General features: G+C 69.1%; 15 protein-coding genes and 1 tRNA gene. 1 reads left to right on the top strand and 15 read right to left on the bottom strand.

The window, feature by feature from the left end; genetic code table 11:
- Window positions 1-2: 2 nt before the first annotated feature.
- From ABD716_RS05770 to ABD716_RS05725, 10 genes are all read right to left on the bottom strand, one after another.
- Window positions 3-1,073 (bottom strand): hypothetical protein, encoded by a 1,071-nt coding sequence (locus ABD716_RS05770; RefSeq protein ID WP_344774746.1) that lies wholly within the window; start codon window positions 1,071-1,073, stop codon window positions 3-5.
- Window positions 1,070-1,663: a hypothetical protein gene (locus ABD716_RS05765; RefSeq protein ID WP_344774744.1), complete on the bottom strand. Its 594-nt coding sequence runs from the start codon at window positions 1,661-1,663 to the stop codon at window positions 1,070-1,072. The genes ABD716_RS05770 and ABD716_RS05765 overlap by 4 nt, the downstream gene beginning before the upstream one ends.
- An 83-nt stretch (window positions 1,664-1,746) precedes the next feature.
- A complete protein-coding gene (locus ABD716_RS05760) occupies window positions 1,747-1,932 on the bottom strand; it encodes a helix-turn-helix domain-containing protein (RefSeq protein ID WP_344774742.1) in 186 nt (61 codons plus the stop codon).
- A 123-nt stretch (window positions 1,933-2,055) separates the two neighbouring features.
- Entirely contained in the window at window positions 2,056-5,496 is a 3,441-nt protein-coding gene (gene mobF, locus ABD716_RS05755) for a MobF family relaxase (RefSeq protein WP_344774739.1), read from the bottom strand.
- 828 nt (window positions 5,497-6,324) lie between these two features.
- The gene (locus ABD716_RS05750) at window positions 6,325-7,530 is read right to left on the bottom strand and encodes a tyrosine-type recombinase/integrase (protein WP_344774737.1); all 1,206 of its coding nucleotides are present in this window, start codon (window positions 7,528-7,530) and stop codon (window positions 6,325-6,327) included.
- On the bottom strand, window positions 7,523-7,723 hold the full coding sequence (locus ABD716_RS05745; protein WP_344774735.1) for a helix-turn-helix domain-containing protein: 201 nt from the start codon (window positions 7,721-7,723) through the stop codon (window positions 7,523-7,525). The genes ABD716_RS05750 and ABD716_RS05745 overlap by 8 nt, the downstream gene beginning before the upstream one ends.
- Window positions 7,724-7,913: 190 nt before the next feature.
- A tRNA-Gln gene (locus ABD716_RS05740) sits at window positions 7,914-7,985 on the bottom strand.
- Window positions 7,986-8,021: 36 nt separating this feature from the next.
- Entirely contained in the window at window positions 8,022-8,966 is a 945-nt protein-coding gene (locus tag ABD716_RS05735; protein WP_344774733.1) for an NAD(P)/FAD-dependent oxidoreductase, read from the bottom strand.
- On the bottom strand, window positions 8,947-10,461 hold the full coding sequence (gltX, locus tag ABD716_RS05730; RefSeq protein ID WP_344774731.1) for a glutamate--tRNA ligase: 1,515 nt from the start codon (window positions 10,459-10,461) through the stop codon (window positions 8,947-8,949). The genes ABD716_RS05735 and gltX overlap by 20 nt, the downstream gene beginning before the upstream one ends.
- Window positions 10,462-10,473: 12 nt before the next feature.
- A complete protein-coding gene (locus ABD716_RS05725; RefSeq protein WP_344774729.1) occupies window positions 10,474-11,448 on the bottom strand; it encodes a LysR family transcriptional regulator in 975 nt (324 codons plus the stop codon).
- A 92-nt stretch (window positions 11,449-11,540) separates the two neighbouring features.
- On the opposite strand from ABD716_RS05725, the gene ABD716_RS05720 reads away from it, so the two are divergent.
- Window positions 11,541-12,593 carry an aminotransferase class V-fold PLP-dependent enzyme gene (locus tag ABD716_RS05720; RefSeq protein WP_344774727.1) on the top strand — a complete coding sequence of 351 codons (1,053 nt, stop codon included), beginning with the start codon at window positions 11,541-11,543 and terminating at the stop codon, window positions 12,591-12,593.
- Here ABD716_RS05720 and ABD716_RS05715 read toward each other — a convergent pair.
- Genes ABD716_RS05715 through serA form a run of 5 tightly spaced genes read right to left on the bottom strand, consistent with a single transcriptional unit; the run spans window position 12,590 to window position 18,087 of the window.
- Window positions 12,590-13,381 carry a fumarylacetoacetate hydrolase family protein gene (locus tag ABD716_RS05715; RefSeq protein ID WP_344774725.1) on the bottom strand — a complete coding sequence of 264 codons (792 nt, stop codon included), beginning with the start codon at window positions 13,379-13,381 and terminating at the stop codon, window positions 12,590-12,592. The two genes, ABD716_RS05720 and ABD716_RS05715, sit on opposite strands and share 4 nt — an antisense overlap.
- Window positions 13,378-14,499 (bottom strand): branched-chain amino acid aminotransferase, encoded by a 1,122-nt coding sequence (locus tag ABD716_RS05710; protein ID WP_344774723.1) that lies wholly within the window; start codon window positions 14,497-14,499, stop codon window positions 13,378-13,380. Before ABD716_RS05710 ends, ABD716_RS05715 begins: the two co-directional genes overlap by 4 nt.
- 21 nt (window positions 14,500-14,520) lie before the next feature.
- Window positions 14,521-15,585 carry a 3-isopropylmalate dehydrogenase gene (locus ABD716_RS05705; protein WP_344774721.1) on the bottom strand — a complete coding sequence of 355 codons (1,065 nt, stop codon included), beginning with the start codon at window positions 15,583-15,585 and terminating at the stop codon, window positions 14,521-14,523.
- A gap of 46 nt (window positions 15,586-15,631) precedes the next feature.
- On the bottom strand, window positions 15,632-16,483 hold the full coding sequence (locus ABD716_RS05700) for a PhzF family phenazine biosynthesis protein (protein ID WP_344774719.1): 852 nt from the start codon (window positions 16,481-16,483) through the stop codon (window positions 15,632-15,634).
- An 11-nt stretch (window positions 16,484-16,494) separates the two neighbouring features.
- Window positions 16,495-18,087 (bottom strand): phosphoglycerate dehydrogenase, encoded by a 1,593-nt coding sequence (gene serA / locus ABD716_RS05695; RefSeq protein ID WP_344774717.1) that lies wholly within the window; start codon window positions 18,085-18,087, stop codon window positions 16,495-16,497.
- Between the last annotated feature and the right edge of the window lie 57 nt (window positions 18,088-18,144).

The raw sequence follows: 18,144 nt of genomic DNA, 5'->3' as shown, positions 1-18,144 counted from the left end.
GCTCAACCCAGGTGCCCTGGAAACCACTCGGCTGGCGTCACCGTCGCCACCCGTTCGATAGTGCCGTCGTCCCCGACCAGCAGCACATCGCCGTAGGTCGTCACCCGAAGCATCGCGCCGTCCGCGAGCCCCTGTGCCAACGGTGTCTTACGGCGCTCTCCCGTGTCGACGTCGGCGATCTCGTCGCCGTCGACGGCATAGAAGTGCGGCGTGAAGAACCCGCGGGCGATATCGCCCTCCGGGTCGGGGCCGAGGTAGCCGAGCAGTCGTGGGGTTGCCCCGATGAACCCGCCCACGGCCCCGTCGGTGTCGATCCACAGCTCACGCCCCCGCGGCTCGACAGCGGTCCAGGCACGCACCTTGTCGGCGAAGTCGCCGGTGACCCTGGAACGCACGGATTCCATCGTGTCAGGGTGTACGACGTCGCCCGCGCGAGTCAGGCGATAGCGCAACTCCGGGATGGGGCTGACCCAGGTGCCGCCGATGCTCGGTCGCGGCAAGTCCTCCGGCGCATCGAGCGGTGCGGGCTCGGCGACGGCAGGAACCGTCGCTGACGCACTCGGCACGGCATCCGCGGGATAGCGTCCGATGCGCAGGTCGCTCAGGCGCTCGATCAGCGCGTCGATGCGTCCGGCGATGTGCATGTCGCTGGACTGTACGAATCCGCGCACGACCTTCGCAGCCTCTTCGAGCTGGGCGGTCGTCGGATCGTCACCGAAGTGGAACCACGTGTTCCTGGTGGCGAGGATCTTCTTCGCAGCGGTCTGCTTCTGGAACTGTCCGCCGAACACGCTCAGATACGGCGAGTCCTGCTCGTGGATGTAGTCGCGGAGGATCACACCGGGGTCTTGCGGCTCGAAGCGGTGGTTGGGTCGCCAGTTCTTCGGGTCCGAGTGCTTCAGCTCGCTGATCCGGGCCGCGAACCACTGCGGCCCCAACGATTCCCGCAGCGCGAAGTGGCTCGTGACGTAGAGATCCCACCCGAAAGCCCGCATGAGGGTGAAGTAGCCCTTGATGAGTTCGCCAGGCGTCTCGTCCTCGGGCAGCGCGATGGAAACGTCGACGCCGCTCATGCGTTCGGGCCTTCCACCGATTCCTTGCCGTAGCCGGTCATGATCGGCACGACGCGCGTGAGCGCGTAGGCCGCGAACAACGCCGTCGGGTCCGCGATGGGCACCTCGATTGCCGGCTCGGTCTTGAAGCGTGTCGCGCTCGGCAGCAGCACGCCATACGCGCCCGTGCGCGTCGCGCCGAGGTCGGCAAGCAGCGCCTGCGCGTCGCCGCCCGCCCACTCGCTGATCTGCGCCCACTCGACCGTCGCGCCGGTTGCCCGCCCGGTCTTCCCATAGCGCAACGCGCGAAGGCGCGCGACCAGCTTGTCGCCCACGAGCTTCGGCGAGATCGCCCCGGCGTCCTCCAACCGCTCATAGTCCGACGGGCCAGCGAGCAGCTCGGCGAAGCCGAGCGAGATCTCGTCGCTGTCATCCCAACGGACCAGCGAGACCTGTGCGCGCAGACCATCGTCGGCTTTGAGATTGGCGAGCACGGCGCGTGCGGGGCGCTCCCGCCTATCGCCGTGCCACTGGCTCGGCGGGACGACCGCGATCGCGTGCTGCCCATCCAGCACCTCGACGCTCACCGGCCCAATCCTGAAGCTGCTCATGCGTGCTTTCCTCCCCTCATCTGCTCCGCTGCTCGGTCTCACGCGCGAAAGTTTTTCAGACTATGACAGACCTCCGACATCCGTTAGCTGACGTCTGATGAGGCTCCCCTCGAACGCACCCATTCATCGACTTCGCTGACCTGGAACTTCCAGAGACGTCCCACCTTGTGTGCTGGCATCCCCTTATCGGCGATCCAGACATAGACCGTCTCCTTGGTGACGCCCAGATGAGCGGCGATGTCGTCGGCAGACAGCCAGGGCTCACTCACGAGGGCACCGGCTTGACAAGTTCGATCGGGGGCATAGCCCAGAGCCTATCGACGAAACCGCTGTTTTAGCCGGTTTCTCCCGGTTTCTCTCGTTCGCCTCGGTTCCGGCACCGGTGCCGCTGACTATAATGACGGCCCGTCATGGCGTGGCGAGCGATCTCGATTCCACTCATGGCTGGGAGCTTCGACCCGCTTCGTGCGCGCTTCCGCCGCTCTGTGGGTTTCCTCGGCGACGAGGCGCTGAGCCGCGTCTTGGGCAGCACGCTCGTGGACGAGCTTGACCGCTTCATCTGGCGGAAGCACATCAAGTTGGGCGAGGTAGCGGCGATCCTGCGCCGCCTGCTCGCGCAGGGCCTTCACCCGCGCGGCAACCGCGCTCGGACGCCGGTTCCCGAGGACGCGCTCGTACAGCGCCGTGTGCTCCCGCGACTGCCTCGCGATGATCTCCCTGACGATCTGGCGCGCCTGCGTCGCTTCCGCGCGTGCTTCGACGACCGCGGGCACGCGGCCGGCTTCGTGCTGGGCGACTGACTCGGACCACGCGGGCAGATTGCTCTCGCTGCGGGGGACGCTCTGCCACCGGTCACGCACGGCCTGCTCGGTCTCCGCGCTGCGAGCGTCTGCGTTATTCGCGATGCGGGTGGAAGACCGCTTGCGGAACCGAGACGCGCTCTCCTTGGCCCGGCGTGCCGCGATGGCGTTCTGCTGCGCAGCCAGGAACTTGGCGCCATCCGCGACTGCCTCCTGTGTCAGCGACTCCACAACGTCCGCGATCACGGCAGCAGCCTTCGCGTCGGCGGCTTCCGCCAGCTCACGCTGCGGCTCATATTCGGCTTTGTGTCGCTGGGACTGGTCGTGCAATCTGGCGGCTGCCGAGAGCCAGCGCTCTCGCTCCGCGTCAGCCTTCGAGATCCGCTCGACAACCCGGTCGCGCTCCGCGCCAACGATGGACATGGGCCCGTCCGCGACGAGGTCCGAGACGGCCTCACGGGCGCGTTCGGTGGCGTCTTCCAGACCTCGGTCTGCGCGGTCTCGGGAGAGCGCATCGACGAACTGCTGCTTCGCGTCTGCGAGATCGCTGGCGACGATATGCAGTCTGTTGGTCTCGCGTCCGCGGGTCATGCCGACGTAGACGCCTGCCGCATCGATAGCGTCGGAGAGCAACGTGTGTGCAGCGGTCACGGTCGCGCCCTGGACGCCGTACGCGGTGACCGCGTAGGCCAGGTGCGCGTCCTCGGTCACGTACTCCGCGGGCAAGGTCATGGTGCGCTGCTGCTTACGGCCGTTGCTGGTCTCGACGATGCTCAGCGAGCCGTCTTCGCCGACGTGCTGCACGGTCCAGGTCTGCCGGTTGGCAACGCCGAGTGCGGGCTCGTTGCGGCGGGTCTGGATCACGTCCCCGGCACCGATCGGCAGGCCATCGCTGCCGCACACCGTCCGCGCGTCGTCAACCTTGCCGCGGTCGACGCGCTCGGCGCGGATGCGTTCGTTCAATGCCCGGGCCTCGTCGTTCGTCGCCGCGGTGATCGCATCCGCTGTACTCGTCGTCGTGGCGATGACCGCCTGCAGGTCCTCATCGGTCTCGTGCAGGACGATCAGTCCGCGCTCGTTCAGCCGCTCGAAGATCGTGGTGGGGTTCCGGGCATGCCGCAGCTCGAGCGTGAGCGCCGCATACGCGGGGTCGGTGAAGCGGTGCAGGCTCGTCATGTCGACGACTGCTGGGGTGAGTTTGGTGGCGATGTCGAGCACGCCTCCGCGTCCGACGGCGGGGAGTTGCGCCCGGTCTCCGACGAGCGCGACAGTCGCCCCGGCCTCGTCCGCGACTTGCAACAGGGCGAGGGCGGAGTCCTGGTCGAGCATCCCTGCCTCGTCGACAACGATCCGCTCGCCTCGCGCGAGACGCTCCTCCTGCGCCGGGCCACGGTAGATGCTCCCGGTCTCGGGATCGGCGTCACCGAGCTTGAGGCGTGTCCACACGCCGTCGCTGTTCCACCGGAATCCGTGTGCGTAGACGAGCGCGGCCACGGAGTCGGTCGGGATGCCGAGGTCCTGGGCAGCGACGTCGGCGGCCTTCTTCGTCGGCGTGACGACCCGCATCCCACGGCCCTCGGCTGCTGCGGCTTCGATGGCCGTCTTGAGCATCGTCGTCTTACCCGACCCCGCGGCGCCTTCGACCACGACGAGCGGGTTGGCGGATGCGACGACGGATGCCGCCCGCTCCTGTTCATCGTCCAGGCCCGCCTGCACCGCGAGCTTGTGTACGTCCGGGATGCGCTGGTTGGACTTCTCCGCGCGTGCGGTGAGCAGGTCGCGCAGTTCCATCTCGACAGCGACGACGCGCAGCGATGTCAGATGCGCGACGTGCTCCGGCTTCGGCGCACCGGGTGGGAGGACGGAGAGGCAATCCGATGCTGCGAGCTGCGTCGCCAGTTGGACGAACTCTCGCAGCTCCTCGGGTGTGGCTTGCACGCCGTGCTCGGTGGTGACGCGGGTGACGTGCTCGCGCAGCGTGTGCGCCGTCCACGCCGATGCACCCGCCGCTGCACGGTCAAGTGCACGAGAGGCGACTTCCTCGATCCGCAGCTCGTCGAGCGCAACCGGTGCAGGCCTGTGCGCCCGTGGTGCATCCGGGCTGTAGCCCGCGTCTTCGAGCTCCGAACTCCAACCGGCCTCGCTGCCGAGCACCGTGGACTTCTTCCCCGGGCGTTCGTGCTCCCACGCCTTCGCTTTCAGCCGCGCCCGCACGACCGGCCCCGGTTCCTCGCCGGGATGCGCAGCTTCCCACTCGGCCTCGAAGGTGGCGAGATTGCGTTCGACCTGCGCACCGCGCTTCGACTGGGCCGCGTTGAACGGCTCCAGCTCCGCGACCTCTCCGGTCGCCGGGTCGAGCGTGAGACCGTGCTGGTCGAGTACGGCGGCGAGTTGCGGGTGCGCGGCGATGATCGCGGTGCCGAGAGCGCGAATCGCACCCTGCTGCTTGAACAGCGCCGCGGTGTCCAGACCGCGCCACTTCCCCGCGGCGTAGACGCGGGTGCCGATCTGGAAGTGGATGTGCCGATGCGGATCACCCGCACGGCTGGTCTTGTGCGCGACCGCGACGGTCTGCAACTGCTGCACCGGCACAATCTCTCGCGCCTGCCGAGGCCCGATCCGGGTAACCGAGTGCTGGGCGAGCCAGCGTCGGATCTCCGCCGCCGCATCCTGCTGCGCGACGTCGAGCACGTCAGAGACCTCCGGGTGCAGGGCGGCGGCGATGGAGAGGGACTTCGGGGCGTTGATCACCATCTCCGCGAACCGGGGCGAACCCCGCATGCCCTCGCCCGCGCCGCGCGGGGTTCCCATCGATGTGCCGCTGACCGGGTCCGTCCAGTCCACCCACTCGGCGTACTGCACCGGGTCGAGCGTCCGTGCCTCGATGACCTCACCCGCGGGGTCGGTGACGGTGAACTCCGCGAGCGCGGTGCCGCCCTCCAGGTAGTACTCGTCGGCGGTCGACCTGTCCGACTCCAGGTATCGGCGCGCGGCCGCGCCGATACCGCGGAACAGTATCACACCGCCCTTCACCCCGGGCCTCCTCACAAGTCGTCTCATGAGGGAGGTGCGCACGCCCCACCCGCGGTGGCATACGTCCATGAATGAATCTGAGAGGAGCGCACCGATCAGGTGTCAGAGCGGAAGCCGGTGCGAGCTGACGGCGAGATCGACGCAGGCGGCAGCAGGGCAGGCGCTTCGGAAAAGGCGTGCGTGATCGCCGCATGCCGGGTATGCGTGTGTTGTCGAGTCGATCAGGAGCGTCCAGGCGGGCGACGTGGCTCCAGCCGGAATCCGTTCGTGGAAGCGAGCATCAGCGTGGGCGGGCGGCGAAGCGGTCGCTCACAGCACCATGAGGGTGGTGGGGCGGCTTCCTGCTCCGATACGACGGTTCCGGAAACTTTCCGGCACCGTCATTGAGGACGTCCAGGAAGCTGTCGCGCATCGTCCGTCCGCGTCGTTCACGGTGCCGTCAAATTGACGGAACCGTGCGGTCCCCGACAGTCCGGGCGCCGTGGGGGTGCGTGCGCGGTGGTGGCAAGTTGGCACCACCTCGAACTCCGGGCCTTTCGAGTTCACGGTGGTGCAAAATCTGCACCACCGTGATGACGCCGGTTAGGCACGACCGGAGCGTTGCTACCGGCGGTGCCGAATCGGCACCCCCGTAGCGGGTCCTTGTGACGGTCCCGCCGAATCGGCGGAACCGTAGTTCCGGGAAGGCCCGCGGTGGATGGGATTCCGCACCGCCGCCGCACACTCATGGACTTGTGGTGCAGGCACCGTACCTCTCCTCACGCGAGCGCGCAAGGCTTTGTTAAGACGGTACGCGGCCCGTCCCGCGCGACCGGCGAGCCGCATGACTCACGTCCCAAGGATCGTGTCGAGGATGTCGGCGGTGACGACGTCGACTTGCTCGGCCGTGATGACGTAGCTGTTGCGGGTGACCATCTCGTTCGCGTGCCCGAGCAGTCGTGACGCGATCGTGAGCCCCGCCGCGCGCTCCACGAGCGTCGCGGTGGTGCGGCGGTAGATGTGCGTCGAGTACTCGTCGACCTCGACGCCGAGGCGCACGAGCTCTTCGTGGTTGTCGTCGATGAACGAACGCAGCAGCCGTTCGTAGTTGGAGACGCTCATCGGCTTGCCGGTCTTCGTCGGGAACAGCAGCGCCTCCGGTCCTTTATCGGCAAGCGCGAGTCGGCGTCGCACCGCGTCGGCCGCAAGTGCAGGGAGGGCGACGCGACGACGTTGGCGGGTACGCTTCGGGGCGTTCTTCCGCTGGACGCCCTGCGCTTTGTTCTGGATCACGGTGCCGTCGATCAGGATCGTCGGCGGGGCAGTGGTCATGTCCACGTCACAGCGGCGCAGACCGATGCACTCCCCCACGCGGGCGGAGGTGCCGAGCATGATGTCCATGCCGTCCACGAGCGCCCGCCAGTTCGGGCGCGGTCCCATGCCCTTCGTCTTCCGCCACCGGGTCATGAGGTCGCGGATCGCCTCGATCTGCTGCGGGGTGAGCATCGCGGTCTTCTTCTCCGGTGTCGGCAATCGGGTGACGTCGCGCACCGGGTTCGTCGGGATCGCGTCGTCGCGCACGGCGAACCCGCAGATGAGCGACAGCACCGAACGCGCCTTCCGCGCTGCGGACACGCCCCGGTCAGCGAGGAGGTTCTGGATGATCCGGTCGCAGCGGCCGACCGTGAGCGCATCCAGGGCGACGCCACCGCAGACAGGGACGAGGGTGAGACGGACGGTGGTCTCGTAGTTCTCATACGTCGACCATGACAGCGTGCCGTTCTCGGCGCGCACCTTCACCGTCGGCAGCCACGCCTCCGCCGCCTCCTGGATGGTTGATGCGGCGGTGACGATGGCCTTCGTGTGCGTCGTCAGGGTCTTCGCGCGCGACAGCAGCTCCTCGCGGGCTGCATCCTCGGTAGCGGCTTCGGCGCGGAGCTGCACCAGTTCGCCGGAGTCGTCGCGCATCCGGGCGCGTGCCCGCCACTTCCCGTTCGCAAGCTGCGTGACCTGCACCTGGCCGACCTCGCCCGCGACGATCTTCGGCCTAGCCATGACGCTGCTCCCGCGCCCAGGCGAGCACGTCGTCACGGTCGTACTTGATGTGTCGGCCGAGCTTCAGCCACGGCGGCCCGGACTTCGTGAGTCGCCAGCCTTCGAGCGTGCGCTCGGGCACGCCCAGCAGCACGGCCACCTCAGCCTGGGTCAGGAACGCGGGCTCGACCTCGATGCGTGCATGAGCTTCCATGCCAGACAGGTGCGGAGCACGTACCCACCCGAACCATCGGGGACGAGTGCGTACCTCATCAGCAGAGACGACCGCGAAACTCGCCCCGTGGGGGTTTCTGGTCACCAATCTGGTCACTCGACGCCAGATCGTGCCAATCAACGGAGTGAGGAGGGAGCCGGACTTCCTAGAGAACTCTAGCGATTCGTTGCTGGGGTACCTGGACTCGAACCAAGAACAACTGAACCAGAATCAGCCGTGTTGCCAATTACACCATACCCCAATGGCCAGAACCGAAGCTCGGGCACAAGAGAACACTTTACCCGATGGAGCCGCCGTCTCTGAAATCGGGCGCGCTATCGGCGAGCCCCCCGAGCAGGTCGAGATGGATGGTACGCGCGACCACGGCGCCCTCCCCCGCGGCGACCGCGATCTGCATCGGCTCGCGGGCCGTGACATCGCCTGCTGCGTAGAGCCCCGGCACCGTGGTGCGGAACCGCGCGTCGACCACGAGGCGGCCGAGCTCGTCGCGTGCGGCATCCGCTTCGGCGAGGAACGAGGCCTGCGGAATCCACTCGGGTCGCACGAAGCCGGCCTCGCGCGCGACGACGCGGCCGGACGCGAGCCGCACGCCCGTCATCACCGCCTTCTCGCCCTCGATCGCCGCGACGGGCTCGCGCTCGACGCGGATGCCCGCCGCCATGAGTCGCTCCTCGTCGTCGCCGCCGAGGGCCGGGGCGAACACGATCAGATCGGGCGCCCAGTGCGCGATCTCGAGCGCACGCGCGGCCAGGTCGGGGCCGCTGCCGATCAGCGCGAGCGACTGCCCGCTCTTCTCGTACGCGTCGCACTCGATGCACGAGTGCAATGCCGTGCCGTAGTAGGCGCGCAGGTTCTCGACGTCGGGCAGCACCTCGCTCAGCCCCGTGGCGACGAGCACCGCCCGCGGTCGCAGCTCGAGGTCGGGGTCGCCGCGCAGCCCCGAGACGGTCACGGTCAGGTCGGCGCCAACCGCCTCGACCCGTCCGTTCGTGTGCGCCGCGCCCGGGTAGGCGAGGAACTGCTCGCGCCCGATCTTCCGCAGCTCGAGCGGCGGAATCCCGTCGAGGCCGAGCGTGCCGTGCGAGCGCAGTGTCGGCGCGTGCCTGGGTCGATTGGTGTCGACCATGAGCACGCTGCGCCGCGCCCGCACGAGGTTGAGACCGGCGGTGAGCCCCGCCGGCCCCGCCCCGATGATGACGACGTCAGGCTGCGAGTCGGTCATCGAGCTTCGCGAGACGGGCCAGCGTCTCCCCCTTGCCGAGGATCTCGAACGATTCGAAGAGCGGCGGCGAGACGCGGCGACCGGATGCCGCAACCCGCAGCGGCCCGAAGGCGACACGCGGCTTGAGGCCGAGGTTCTCGATCAGCTCGGCACGAAGCGCGTCCTCGATGGCCGCGGTCTCCCACCTCTCGAGCGGCTCGAGGACGGCGATCGAGGCCTTCAGCACCGTCGGTGCGACATCCGTGAGCGTTGCCAGCGCGTCGTCGTCATAGCCGAGGGACGCGGCGTCGGTGAAGAGGAAGCCGAGCATGCCGGGCGTCTCGCCGAGGAGCTGCACGCGCTCCTGCACGAGGGGCGCCGCCTTGAGCAGCACCTCGCGCTCGGCATCCGTCACGACCTCGCCGAACACGCCGGCCGCCTGCAGATACGGGATCGTGCGCTCGGCGAAGTCGGCGACGTCGAGCAGGCGGATGTGGTCGCCGTTGATCGACTCGGCCTTCTTCTGGTCGAAGCGCGCCGGGTTGGGGTTCACGTCGACGATGTCGAACTTCTCGACCAGCTCGGCCATCGAGAACACGTCGCGATCGGCGGAGTAGCCCCAGCCGAGCAGCGCCAGGTAGTTGTCGAGCCCCTCTGGGATGAATCCCCGGTCGCGGTGGTGGAACAGGTTCGACTGCGGGTCGCGCTTCGAGAGCTTCTTGTTGCCCTCGCCGAGCACGCTCGGCATGTGACCGAAGCGCGGGATGAAGGTCGTGATGCCGAGATCGATGAGTGCGCGGTAGAGCGCGATCTGGCGCCCGGTGGAGGGCAGCAGATCCTCGCCGCGCAGCACGTGCGTGATCTGCATGATCGCGTCGTCGACGGGGTTCACGAGCGTGTAGAGCGGATGCCCGTTGGGCCGCACGATGACGAAGTCGCTGTTCGTGCCCGCCGGGAACGTGATCTCGCCGCGGATCAGGTCGTCGAAGGCGGTGTCCTCGTCGGGCACCCGCAGCCGGATGGCCGGCTCGCGGCCCTCGGCGCGGAACGCCGCCTTCTGCTCATCGGTGAGGTCGCGGTCGAAGTTGTCGTAGCCCTGCTCTTTGGGCCGGCCGTTCGCGGCGTTGCGCGCGTCGATCTCCTCGGCCGTCGAGAACGACTCGTAGGCATGGCCGGATGCCAGCAGCTTCGCGACCACGTCGCGGTAGATGTCATAGCGCTGCGACTGCCGGTACGGCGCGTGGGGGCCGCCGACATTGACGCCCTCGTCCCAGTCGATGCCGAGCCACGAGAGCCCGTCGAGGATCTGCTCGAAGCTCTCTTCGCTGTCGCGGGCCGCGTCGGTGTCTTCGATGCGGAAGATCAGCTTGCCGCCGGTGTGCCGCGCATACGCCCAGTTGAACAGGGCTGTGCGGATGAGGCCCACGTGCGGGGTTCCGGTCGGCGAGGGGCAGAACCGCACCCGCACTTCGGCGCCGGTTGCGGTGGAGAACGGGTACGCGCGTGAGTCAGACATACGCCTGAAAGCTTACCGAGCCGGGGCTGGGGCTTCCGCGAGATCGAGGCGTGCGAGGTCGAGGGCGTGCAGGGTCTCGAGCGTGGCCGCGACGGCCGGCACCCGGCCTGCGCCCTCGGTCGTGACGACGTGGATCGTGCGCGAGTCGCCCTTGGCGGTCGAGCGCAGCACGATGCCGTCGGGCACGCGCGTGGAGGCGAGGGCCAGCGTCGGGACGAGGGCGATGCCGATGCCGGCATCCGCCATGCCGAGAACGGCCGAGAAGTTGTCGGTCTCGTACGCGATCGTGGGGGCGAAGCCCGCCGACTCGGTGACCTGCAGCAGGTGGCCGCGGCAGCGGGGGCAGCCCGCGATCCATGTCTCGCCCGCAAGCTCGCTCATCGGCACCCGGTCGTGCACCGCCGCGGGGTGCGCCGCGGGCAGGGCGACGAGCATCTCGTCCTGCCAGAGCGAGTCGACCGTCAGCCCCTGCGCGCTCTCCTGGTGGGGGTCGACCCGGTCGCCGGGGTAGCTGAACGTGATCGCGACATCGACGACTCCCGAGCGCACGGCCTCGACGGCCTCGGGCGGCTCGGCTTCGAGGTAGCTGACCGAGAGGCCGGGATGCGTCGCCGCCAGTTCCTTCACGAGCTTCGGCACGACGGTCGACGACGCCGTCGGGAAGCCGGCGAGCCGCACCCGGCCCGCGCGCAGCCCGCTCAGCTCGGCGAGCTCGCCCGCCGCCGCGTCGAACGCGTTCGTGATGGTGCGCGCGTGCCGGGCGAGCACCTCGCCGGCCTCGGTGAGGCGCACCGAGCGGCCCACGCGCTCGGCCAGCGGAAGGCCGAGCCTCTGCTCGGCGCGGCGCAGGTGCTGGCTGACCGCGGGCTGGCTGTAGCCGAGTGCCTCGGCCGCCGCCGTGATCGAGCCGTGCTCGGCGATCGCACCGACGATGCGCAGCGTCTGCGCGTCGAGCTCGGGCAGTTCCGCGGCGGCCGTGAGTGTCATGCGGCCAGTCTAGCTGCTACATAACCGCCCGTTATCGAATACATCGATCTCATGTTCTTGTGTGATGGGTTCGCTCGACCGAGCCTGGAGACATGATCGACACCCTCCGCGCCGAGTTCCCCGCCACGAGCGGGTACCTCGCCGCCTGCACCATGGGCCTGGTGCCTGCGCCGACCCGGCGCGCCATCAGCGCCGACCTCGAGGTCTGGGCCGCGGGGCTCACGAGCATGGGCGGCTATGACGCCATCGTGAACCGCGGGCGCGCGGCCTTCGCCCGGCTCGTGCACGTCGACCCGTCGCGCGTCGCGATCGGCTCGCAGGTGTCCGTGCAGGCGTCCGTGATCGCGGCCGCCGCGCCCGACGGAGCCGAGGTGCTCTGTGTTCGCGGCGACTTCAGCTCGGTCGTGGCGCCGTTCGCCCAGCACGCGCACCGCGGCGTGCGCGTGCGCGAGGTGCCGCTCGAGGCGCTCGCCGACGCCGTCACCGAGGGCACCTGGCTCGTCGCGTTCTCGCTCGTGCAGTCGGCCACCGGCCGCATCGCCGACGTCGACGCCGTGCTGGATGCCGCCGGGCGCCACGGCGCCCGCACCCTCGTCGACCTCACCCAGGCGGCGGGCTGGCTCGACGTCGACGCCTCGCGCGCTGACGCGACGGTGACGCACGCCTACAAGTGGCTGTGCGCGCCCCGGGGCGTGAGTCTCATAACCCTCTCGCCGCGCATCGCGGCCGAGCTGCGCCCCGTGCAGGCGGGGTGGTACGCCGGTGAGGACGTGTTCGACTCGTGCTACGGCGCCGACATCGCGCTCGCGACGGACGCGCGTCGCTTCGACGTCTCACCCGCCTGGCAGGCGTGGGTCGGGGCGGCAGAGTCTCTCGAGCTGTTCGCGGCGGCAGACCTCGACGCCGTGCGCAGCCATGACGTCGCGCTCGCCGACGAGCTGCGCGCGGCGCTCGGCCTGCCCGCGACCGGCTCGGCGATCGTGACCTGGGCGGACCCCGACGGGCGCGACGTGCGGGCGATGACGGATGCCGGGCTCACGGTCTCGGGCAGGGCCGGCAACGCGCGCGTGGCCTTCCACGTGTGGAACGACGAGCGAGATGTGGCCCGCATCGTCGACGCCGTGAAGGTGCGGGCGATCGCCTAGGCCCGCTCGGCGCCCTTGACGGGGTTCCGCAGAATCCCGAGCCCCTCGATCTCGACCTCGACCGTGTCGCCCGCGACGATCGGCCCGACCCCGGCGGGCGTGCCGGTCATGATGACATCGCCCGGCAGCAGCGTGAACGCCGCGGAGGCGTGCGCGATGATCGTCGGCACGTCGAAGATCAGATCGGAGATGTTGCCGTCCTGGCGGATCTCGCCGTTCACGCGCGTCTGGATCGCGGCATCCGCCAGCTCGAACTCGGTCTCGATGACGGGGCCGAGCGGCGCGAAGGTATCGAACCCCTTGGCGCGCGCCCACTGACCGTCGGCGACCTGCAGGTCGCGGGCCGAGACGTCGTTGCCGATCGTGTAGCCGAAGACGTACTCGAGCGCCTTCTCGGCCGGCACGTTCTTTGCGACCTTGCCGATGACGACGACGAGCTCGCCCTCGTGCTCGACCCGGCTCGAAGCAGCGGGCAGCACGATGGGCTCGTTCGGCCCGATCACGGCCGTGTTCGGCTTGAGGAACAGCAGCGGCTCCGTCGGCGCGTCGCCGCCCGTGACGTTCTTCATCTCCTCGACGTGATCGCGGTAGTTCTTGCCGACGCCCACGACCTTCGAACGCGGGATCACGGGGGCGACGAGGGTCACCTCGGTGATCTTGACCCGCTCGCCCGTCGGCTCATAGCCGGCGAACATCGGGTCGCCCTTGAGCAGAACCCACTCCTGCTCTTCTGAGTCGAGGATGCCGTAGCTGAGAACGCCCTCGTGCTGGAAGCGGCCGACCTTCATCGTGCGCCCTCCGCGTCCAGGCGGTAGAGCCAGCCGTGCGTGTCTTCGATGCGCCCGTACTGGATGTCGGTGAGCTCCTTGCGCAGCGACATCGCAAGCGAGTCGGCCTCGGCGAGCTCGGGCAGCTCGATGGTGAAGTCCTTCGCCTTGAGGCGCGCGATCGGGTTCACGACCGCGGCCGTGCCGCACGCGAACGCCTCGACGATGTCGCCGCTCGCGACGCCGTCGCGCCACTCGGCGAGCGAGACGGGGCGGCGCTCGATGGCGTGGCCGCGCTCTTCCGCGAGCTGCAGCAGCGAGTCCCGCGTGATGCCCTCGAGGATGCTGTCGGAGGCCGGCGTCACGAGCGTGCCGTCCTTCTTGACCAGCACGAGGTTCATGCCGCCGAGCTCTTCGAGATTCCCGTCCTGCAGGAAGAGCACCTGGTCGCAGCCCTCCGCATACGCCTCCTGCTGGGGAAGCAGCGAGGCCGCGTAGTTGCCGCCGGTCTTCGCGGCGCCCGTGCCGCCGTGGCCCGCGCGCGCGTAGTCGGTCGACAGCCAGATCGACACCGGCTGCACGCCGCCCTTGAAGTACGAGCCGGCGGGCGAGGCGATCACGAAGTAGTACACCTTGCGCGCCGCACGCACCCCGAGGAACGCCTCCGACGCGAACATGAACGGGCGCAGGTAGAGGCTCGTCTCGCCGCCCTCTGGAACCCAGGCGGCATCCGCCTGCACGAGGTTCTTCAGCGAGTCGAGGAAGACCGGAAGCGGCAGCTCGGGCAGCGCGAGGCGGCGCGCCGAGCGCTGCAGGCGCAGCCCGTTCTGGTCGGGCCGGAAGCTCCAGACGGACCCGTCGGCGTGGCGGTAGGCCTTGAGACCCTCGAAGATCTCCTGCGCGTAGTGCAGCACCGCCGCGGCGGGGTCGAGCGAGATCTTGGCGTACGGCTCGACGGCGGCGCGATGCCAGCCGCCGCGCTCGCTCCAGTGGATCTGGACCATGTGGTCCGTGAAGAACTGGCCGAAGCCCGGTGCGGCGAGGATCTCGGCGCGCTCGGCGTCGGACTTCGGCGTCGGGTTCGGCGTGAACGCGAACTGCAGCGGCGAGATGTCGGTGAGGGGAAGCGACAGGGACATGACTAAACCTTAAATGAGCGACTACTTGAGCAGACTGACGATCGAGTCACCGATCTCAGCGGTCGAGCGCGTGCCACCGCCTGAGCGGCTCGCGAGGTCGTGCTGCACGGCCGCGGTGACCTTGGCCGAGGCATCCGCCAGCCCCACGTGGGAAAGCAGCAGCGCGACGGACAGGATGGCCGCCGTCGGATCCGCGAGCTGCTGACCCGCGATGTCGGGAGCGGAGCCGTGCACGGGCTCGAACATGCTGGGGAACGTGCCGTCGGGGTTGATGTTGCCCGAGGCCGCCAGCCCGATGCCGCCGCTGATTGCGCCAGCCAGGTCGGTGAGGATGTCGCCGAAGAGGTTGTCGGTGACGATGACGTCGAATCTAGCAGGGTCGGTGACCAGGAAGATGGTCGCCGCGTCGACGTGCAGGTAGTCGACCTCGACGTCGGGGAATTCCGCGGACACCTCGTCGACGATGCGGCGCCACAGCTTGCCTGCGAACACGAGCACGTTGGTCTTGTGCACCAGCGTCAGCTTCTTACGGCGAGCGGATGCCTGCGCGAAGGCGAACCGGACGACCCGTTCGACCCCGTACGCGGTGTTCACGCTCACCTCGTTCGCCACCTCGTGCGGCGTGCCGATGCGGATGCTTCCGCCGTTGCCCACGTAGGGACCTTCGGTGCCTTCGCGCACCACGACGAAGTCGACCTCGCCGGGATTCTTCAGGGGGCTCTCGACCGTCGGGTAGACGACCGTCGGCCGCAGGTTCACGTAGTGGTCGAGCTCGAAGCGCAGCTTCAGCAGCAGACCCCGCTCGATGTTGGCGGCGGCCAGCCGCGGGTCGTTGGGCTTGCCGCCGACGGCGCCGAGCAGGATGGCATCCGCCTGCTTGATCTCGTCGAACTCGGCAGCGGGCAGAACCTCGCCGTCTTCGAGGAAGCGGCCGGCGCCCAGCCGGTACTCGGTCTTGTCGAACGTGACGCCGCTGTCTGCCGTGACCGCGTCGAGAACCTTCAGCGCTTCGGCGACGACCTCGGGGCCGATGCCGTCCCCGGGAATGACGGCGAGCTTGATGTTCTGCGACGCGGCGTTGGGCATGCCCCCAGCCTATTTGGTCGCCCAGGCACTTCCGTCGGGCGCAGCGCTACAGCGCGAGCGCTCCGGTCACCAGGGTCTGCGTCTGGCCGCCGACCCAGATCGTGCGGTCATCTCCCGAGCCCTCGACCGTCACGCGCACGAGGCCGTCGCGGCCGAGCGCGTGGCCCTGCCCGGCGAGGTACGAGCCTGTGACGCGCCCCGACTCGACGAGCCAGCGCGCAAGACCCGCGTTGAGCGAACCGGTCACCGGGTCCTCGACGACGCCGATCTGCGGAATGAACGCGCGCACCTCGATGAGGCGCTCGTCGTCGTCGAGGTAATGCGCGAAAGCCCCGATGCCGTGCTCGCCGAAGCCGGCGAGATTCGGCTCGATGGCGAGCAGCTCGTCGACGCTCGGCAGCTCGACCGCGAACCAGCCCGGCCCGTTGTCGACCCACTGCGATGACACGATCGCGGTGCGATCGATGCCGAGGGCGGCGGATGCCTCGACCAGCGTCGCCTCGTCGACGGGGCCAGACCTCAGCAGCTCTGGCGCCGCGAACGCCAGCCCGTGCTCGTCGCGCCGCAGCGTCACGAGGCCGATACCGCACTCCTGCACGACGACGCCCTCGCGCGCGGGAACGCCGCCCGCCTCGAGCCAGGCGTGCGCCGTGCCGAGGGTCGGGTGCCCCGCGAACGGCAGCTCGCCGCCCGGGGTGAAGATGCGCACGCGGTAGTCCGCGCCCTCGCTCGTCGGCGGCAGCAGGAACGTCGTCTCGGACAGATTCGTCCACGACGCGAACTGCTGCATCGCGACGTCGTCGAGCCCCTCAGCGTCGACGACGACCGCGACCGGGTTGCCGCTCAGCGGAGTGCGGCCGAAGACGTCGACCTCGACGTAGCGCCGCTGCTCAGGCATCCGCTCGGCCCCTACTCGGTGATGTCGATCTCGATCAGCTCTTCTGCGCTGATCGCCGCGGCGACCGACGAGAGGATCTCGGCGGGCACCGGCGAGTCGACCGTGAGCACCGAGAGCGCCTTGCCGCCCGCCTCGTCGCGCGCGATCTGCATGTTCGCGATGTTGATGTCGGCCTCGCCGAACGCCTTGCCGTAGACCGCAACGATGCCGGGGCGGTCGGCGTAGACCATGACGACGTGGTGGTGCGCGAGCGGCACCTCGATCTCGTACTCGTTCAGCCCGATGATCTTCTCGACCATCTTCGTGCCCGAGAGGGTGCCCGCGACCGAGACGACGGTGCCGTCGGCCAGGATGCCCTTGAGGGTGGTCGTGTTGCGGTAGTCCTTCGACTCGTCCCCCGTCGTGAGGGTGACCTCGATGCCGCGCTGCTCGGCGAGCAGCGGAGCGTTCACATACGAGACCTTCTCGCTGACGATGTTGGTGAAGTAGCCCTTGAGCGCCGCGAGCTTGTAGACGCTCACGTCGTAGGCCGCGAGCTCGCCGCGCACATCGACGTCGAGGCGGGTGAGCGCCTCCTTCCCCGCGAGGCCCGCGAAGACCTGGCCGAGCTTCTCGACGAGCGCGATGCCGGGGCGCACGAACGGGTCGATGACACCGCCGGCGACGTTCACCGCGTCGGGAACGAGGTTGCCCTCGAGCGCGAGCTTCACCGAGCGGGCGACCGAGACGCCCGCCTTCTCCTGCGCCTCGTCGGTCGAGGCGCCGAGGTGCGGCGTGACGACGACGTTCGGCAGCGAGGTGAGCGCGTCGTCCTTCGGGGGCTCGCTCGTGAACACGTCGAGGCCCGCGCCCGCGATCACGTTGTTGCGCAGCGCCTCGGCCAGGGCCGCCTCATCGATCAGGCCGCCGCGGGCGACGTTCACGATGTAGGCCGTCGGCTTCATGAGCGCGAGCTGGGGGCCGGCGATCATGCCGGTCGTCTCGGGCGTCTTCGGCATGTGGATGGTGATGAAGTCGGATGCCTTCAGCAGCTCGTCGAGGTCGAGGAGCTCGACCCCGAGCTGCTGCGCCCGCGCCGCCGTGACGTACGGGTCGTAGGCGACGACCTTGACCCCGAACGCCTGCAGGCGCTGGGTGATCAGAGTGCCGATGCGGCCGAGGCCGATGATGCCGACGGTCTTCTCGAAGAGCTCGGTGCCGGTGTACTTGGAGCGCTTCCACTCCCCCGCGTTGAGCGAGGCGTGCGCCGCCGGGATGTGGCGGGCGAGGCTCAGGATGTGGCCGATGGTGAGCTCGGCCGCAGAGATGATGTTCGAGGTCGGGGCGTTGACGACCATGACACCGGCCTTGGTCGCGGCGGGGATCTCGACGTTGTCGAGGCCAACGCCGGCACGGGCGATGACCTGCAGCTTCGGGGCGGCGGCGATCGCCTCTGCGTCCATCTTCGTGGCGGAGCGGATCAGCACCGCGTTCGCGTCGGCGAGCGCCGCGAGCAGAGCGGGTCGGTCGGTGCCGTCCACCTTGCGGATCTCGAAGTCGGGGCCGAGCGCCTCGACGGTTGCTGGGGACAGTTCTTCGGCGATCAGCACGACCGGTTTCGTCACGAGCGCATCTTTCCTACGGTGGCTTCAGTGGGCGTTGCGACCACCCTACCGGCGTTG

Origin of the sequence: Gryllotalpicola kribbensis (assembly GCF_039538245.1) — a bacterium.
Classification (GTDB): Bacteria; Actinomycetota; Actinomycetes; order Actinomycetales; family Microbacteriaceae; genus Gryllotalpicola; species Gryllotalpicola kribbensis.
Note: the sequence above shows the minus strand (reverse complement) of the source record. Positions and strands in the feature narration are given on the sequence as shown.

Excerpts from the sequence above, each read along its gene's own strand:
- ABD716_RS05770 (WP_344774746.1), bottom strand. The coding sequence starts at position 1,073 with ATGAGCGGCGTCGACGTTTCCATCGCGCTGCCCGAGGACGAGACGCCT.
- ABD716_RS05765 (WP_344774744.1), bottom strand. The coding sequence starts at position 1,663 with ATGAGCAGCTTCAGGATTGGGCCGGTGAGCGTCGAGGTGCTGGATGGG.
- ABD716_RS05750 (WP_344774737.1), bottom strand. The coding sequence starts at position 7,530 with ATGGCTAGGCCGAAGATCGTCGCGGGCGAGGTCGGCCAGGTGCAGGTC.
- ABD716_RS05745 (WP_344774735.1), bottom strand. The coding sequence starts at position 7,723 with ATGGAAGCTCATGCACGCATCGAGGTCGAGCCCGCGTTCCTGACCCAG.
- ABD716_RS05735 (WP_344774733.1), bottom strand. The coding sequence starts at position 8,966 with ATGACCGACTCGCAGCCTGACGTCGTCATCATCGGGGCGGGGCCGGCG.
- gltX (WP_344774731.1), bottom strand. The coding sequence starts at position 10,461 with ATGTCTGACTCACGCGCGTACCCGTTCTCCACCGCAACCGGCGCCGAA.
- ABD716_RS05725 (WP_344774729.1), bottom strand. The coding sequence starts at position 11,448 with ATGACACTCACGGCCGCCGCGGAACTGCCCGAGCTCGACGCGCAGACG.
- ABD716_RS05720 (WP_344774727.1), top strand. The coding sequence starts at position 11,541 with ATGATCGACACCCTCCGCGCCGAGTTCCCCGCCACGAGCGGGTACCTC.
- ABD716_RS05715 (WP_344774725.1), bottom strand. The coding sequence starts at position 13,381 with ATGAAGGTCGGCCGCTTCCAGCACGAGGGCGTTCTCAGCTACGGCATC.
- ABD716_RS05710 (WP_344774723.1), bottom strand. The coding sequence starts at position 14,499 with ATGTCCCTGTCGCTTCCCCTCACCGACATCTCGCCGCTGCAGTTCGCG.
- ABD716_RS05705 (WP_344774721.1), bottom strand. The coding sequence starts at position 15,585 with ATGCCCAACGCCGCGTCGCAGAACATCAAGCTCGCCGTCATTCCCGGG.
- ABD716_RS05700 (WP_344774719.1), bottom strand. The coding sequence starts at position 16,483 with ATGCCTGAGCAGCGGCGCTACGTCGAGGTCGACGTCTTCGGCCGCACT.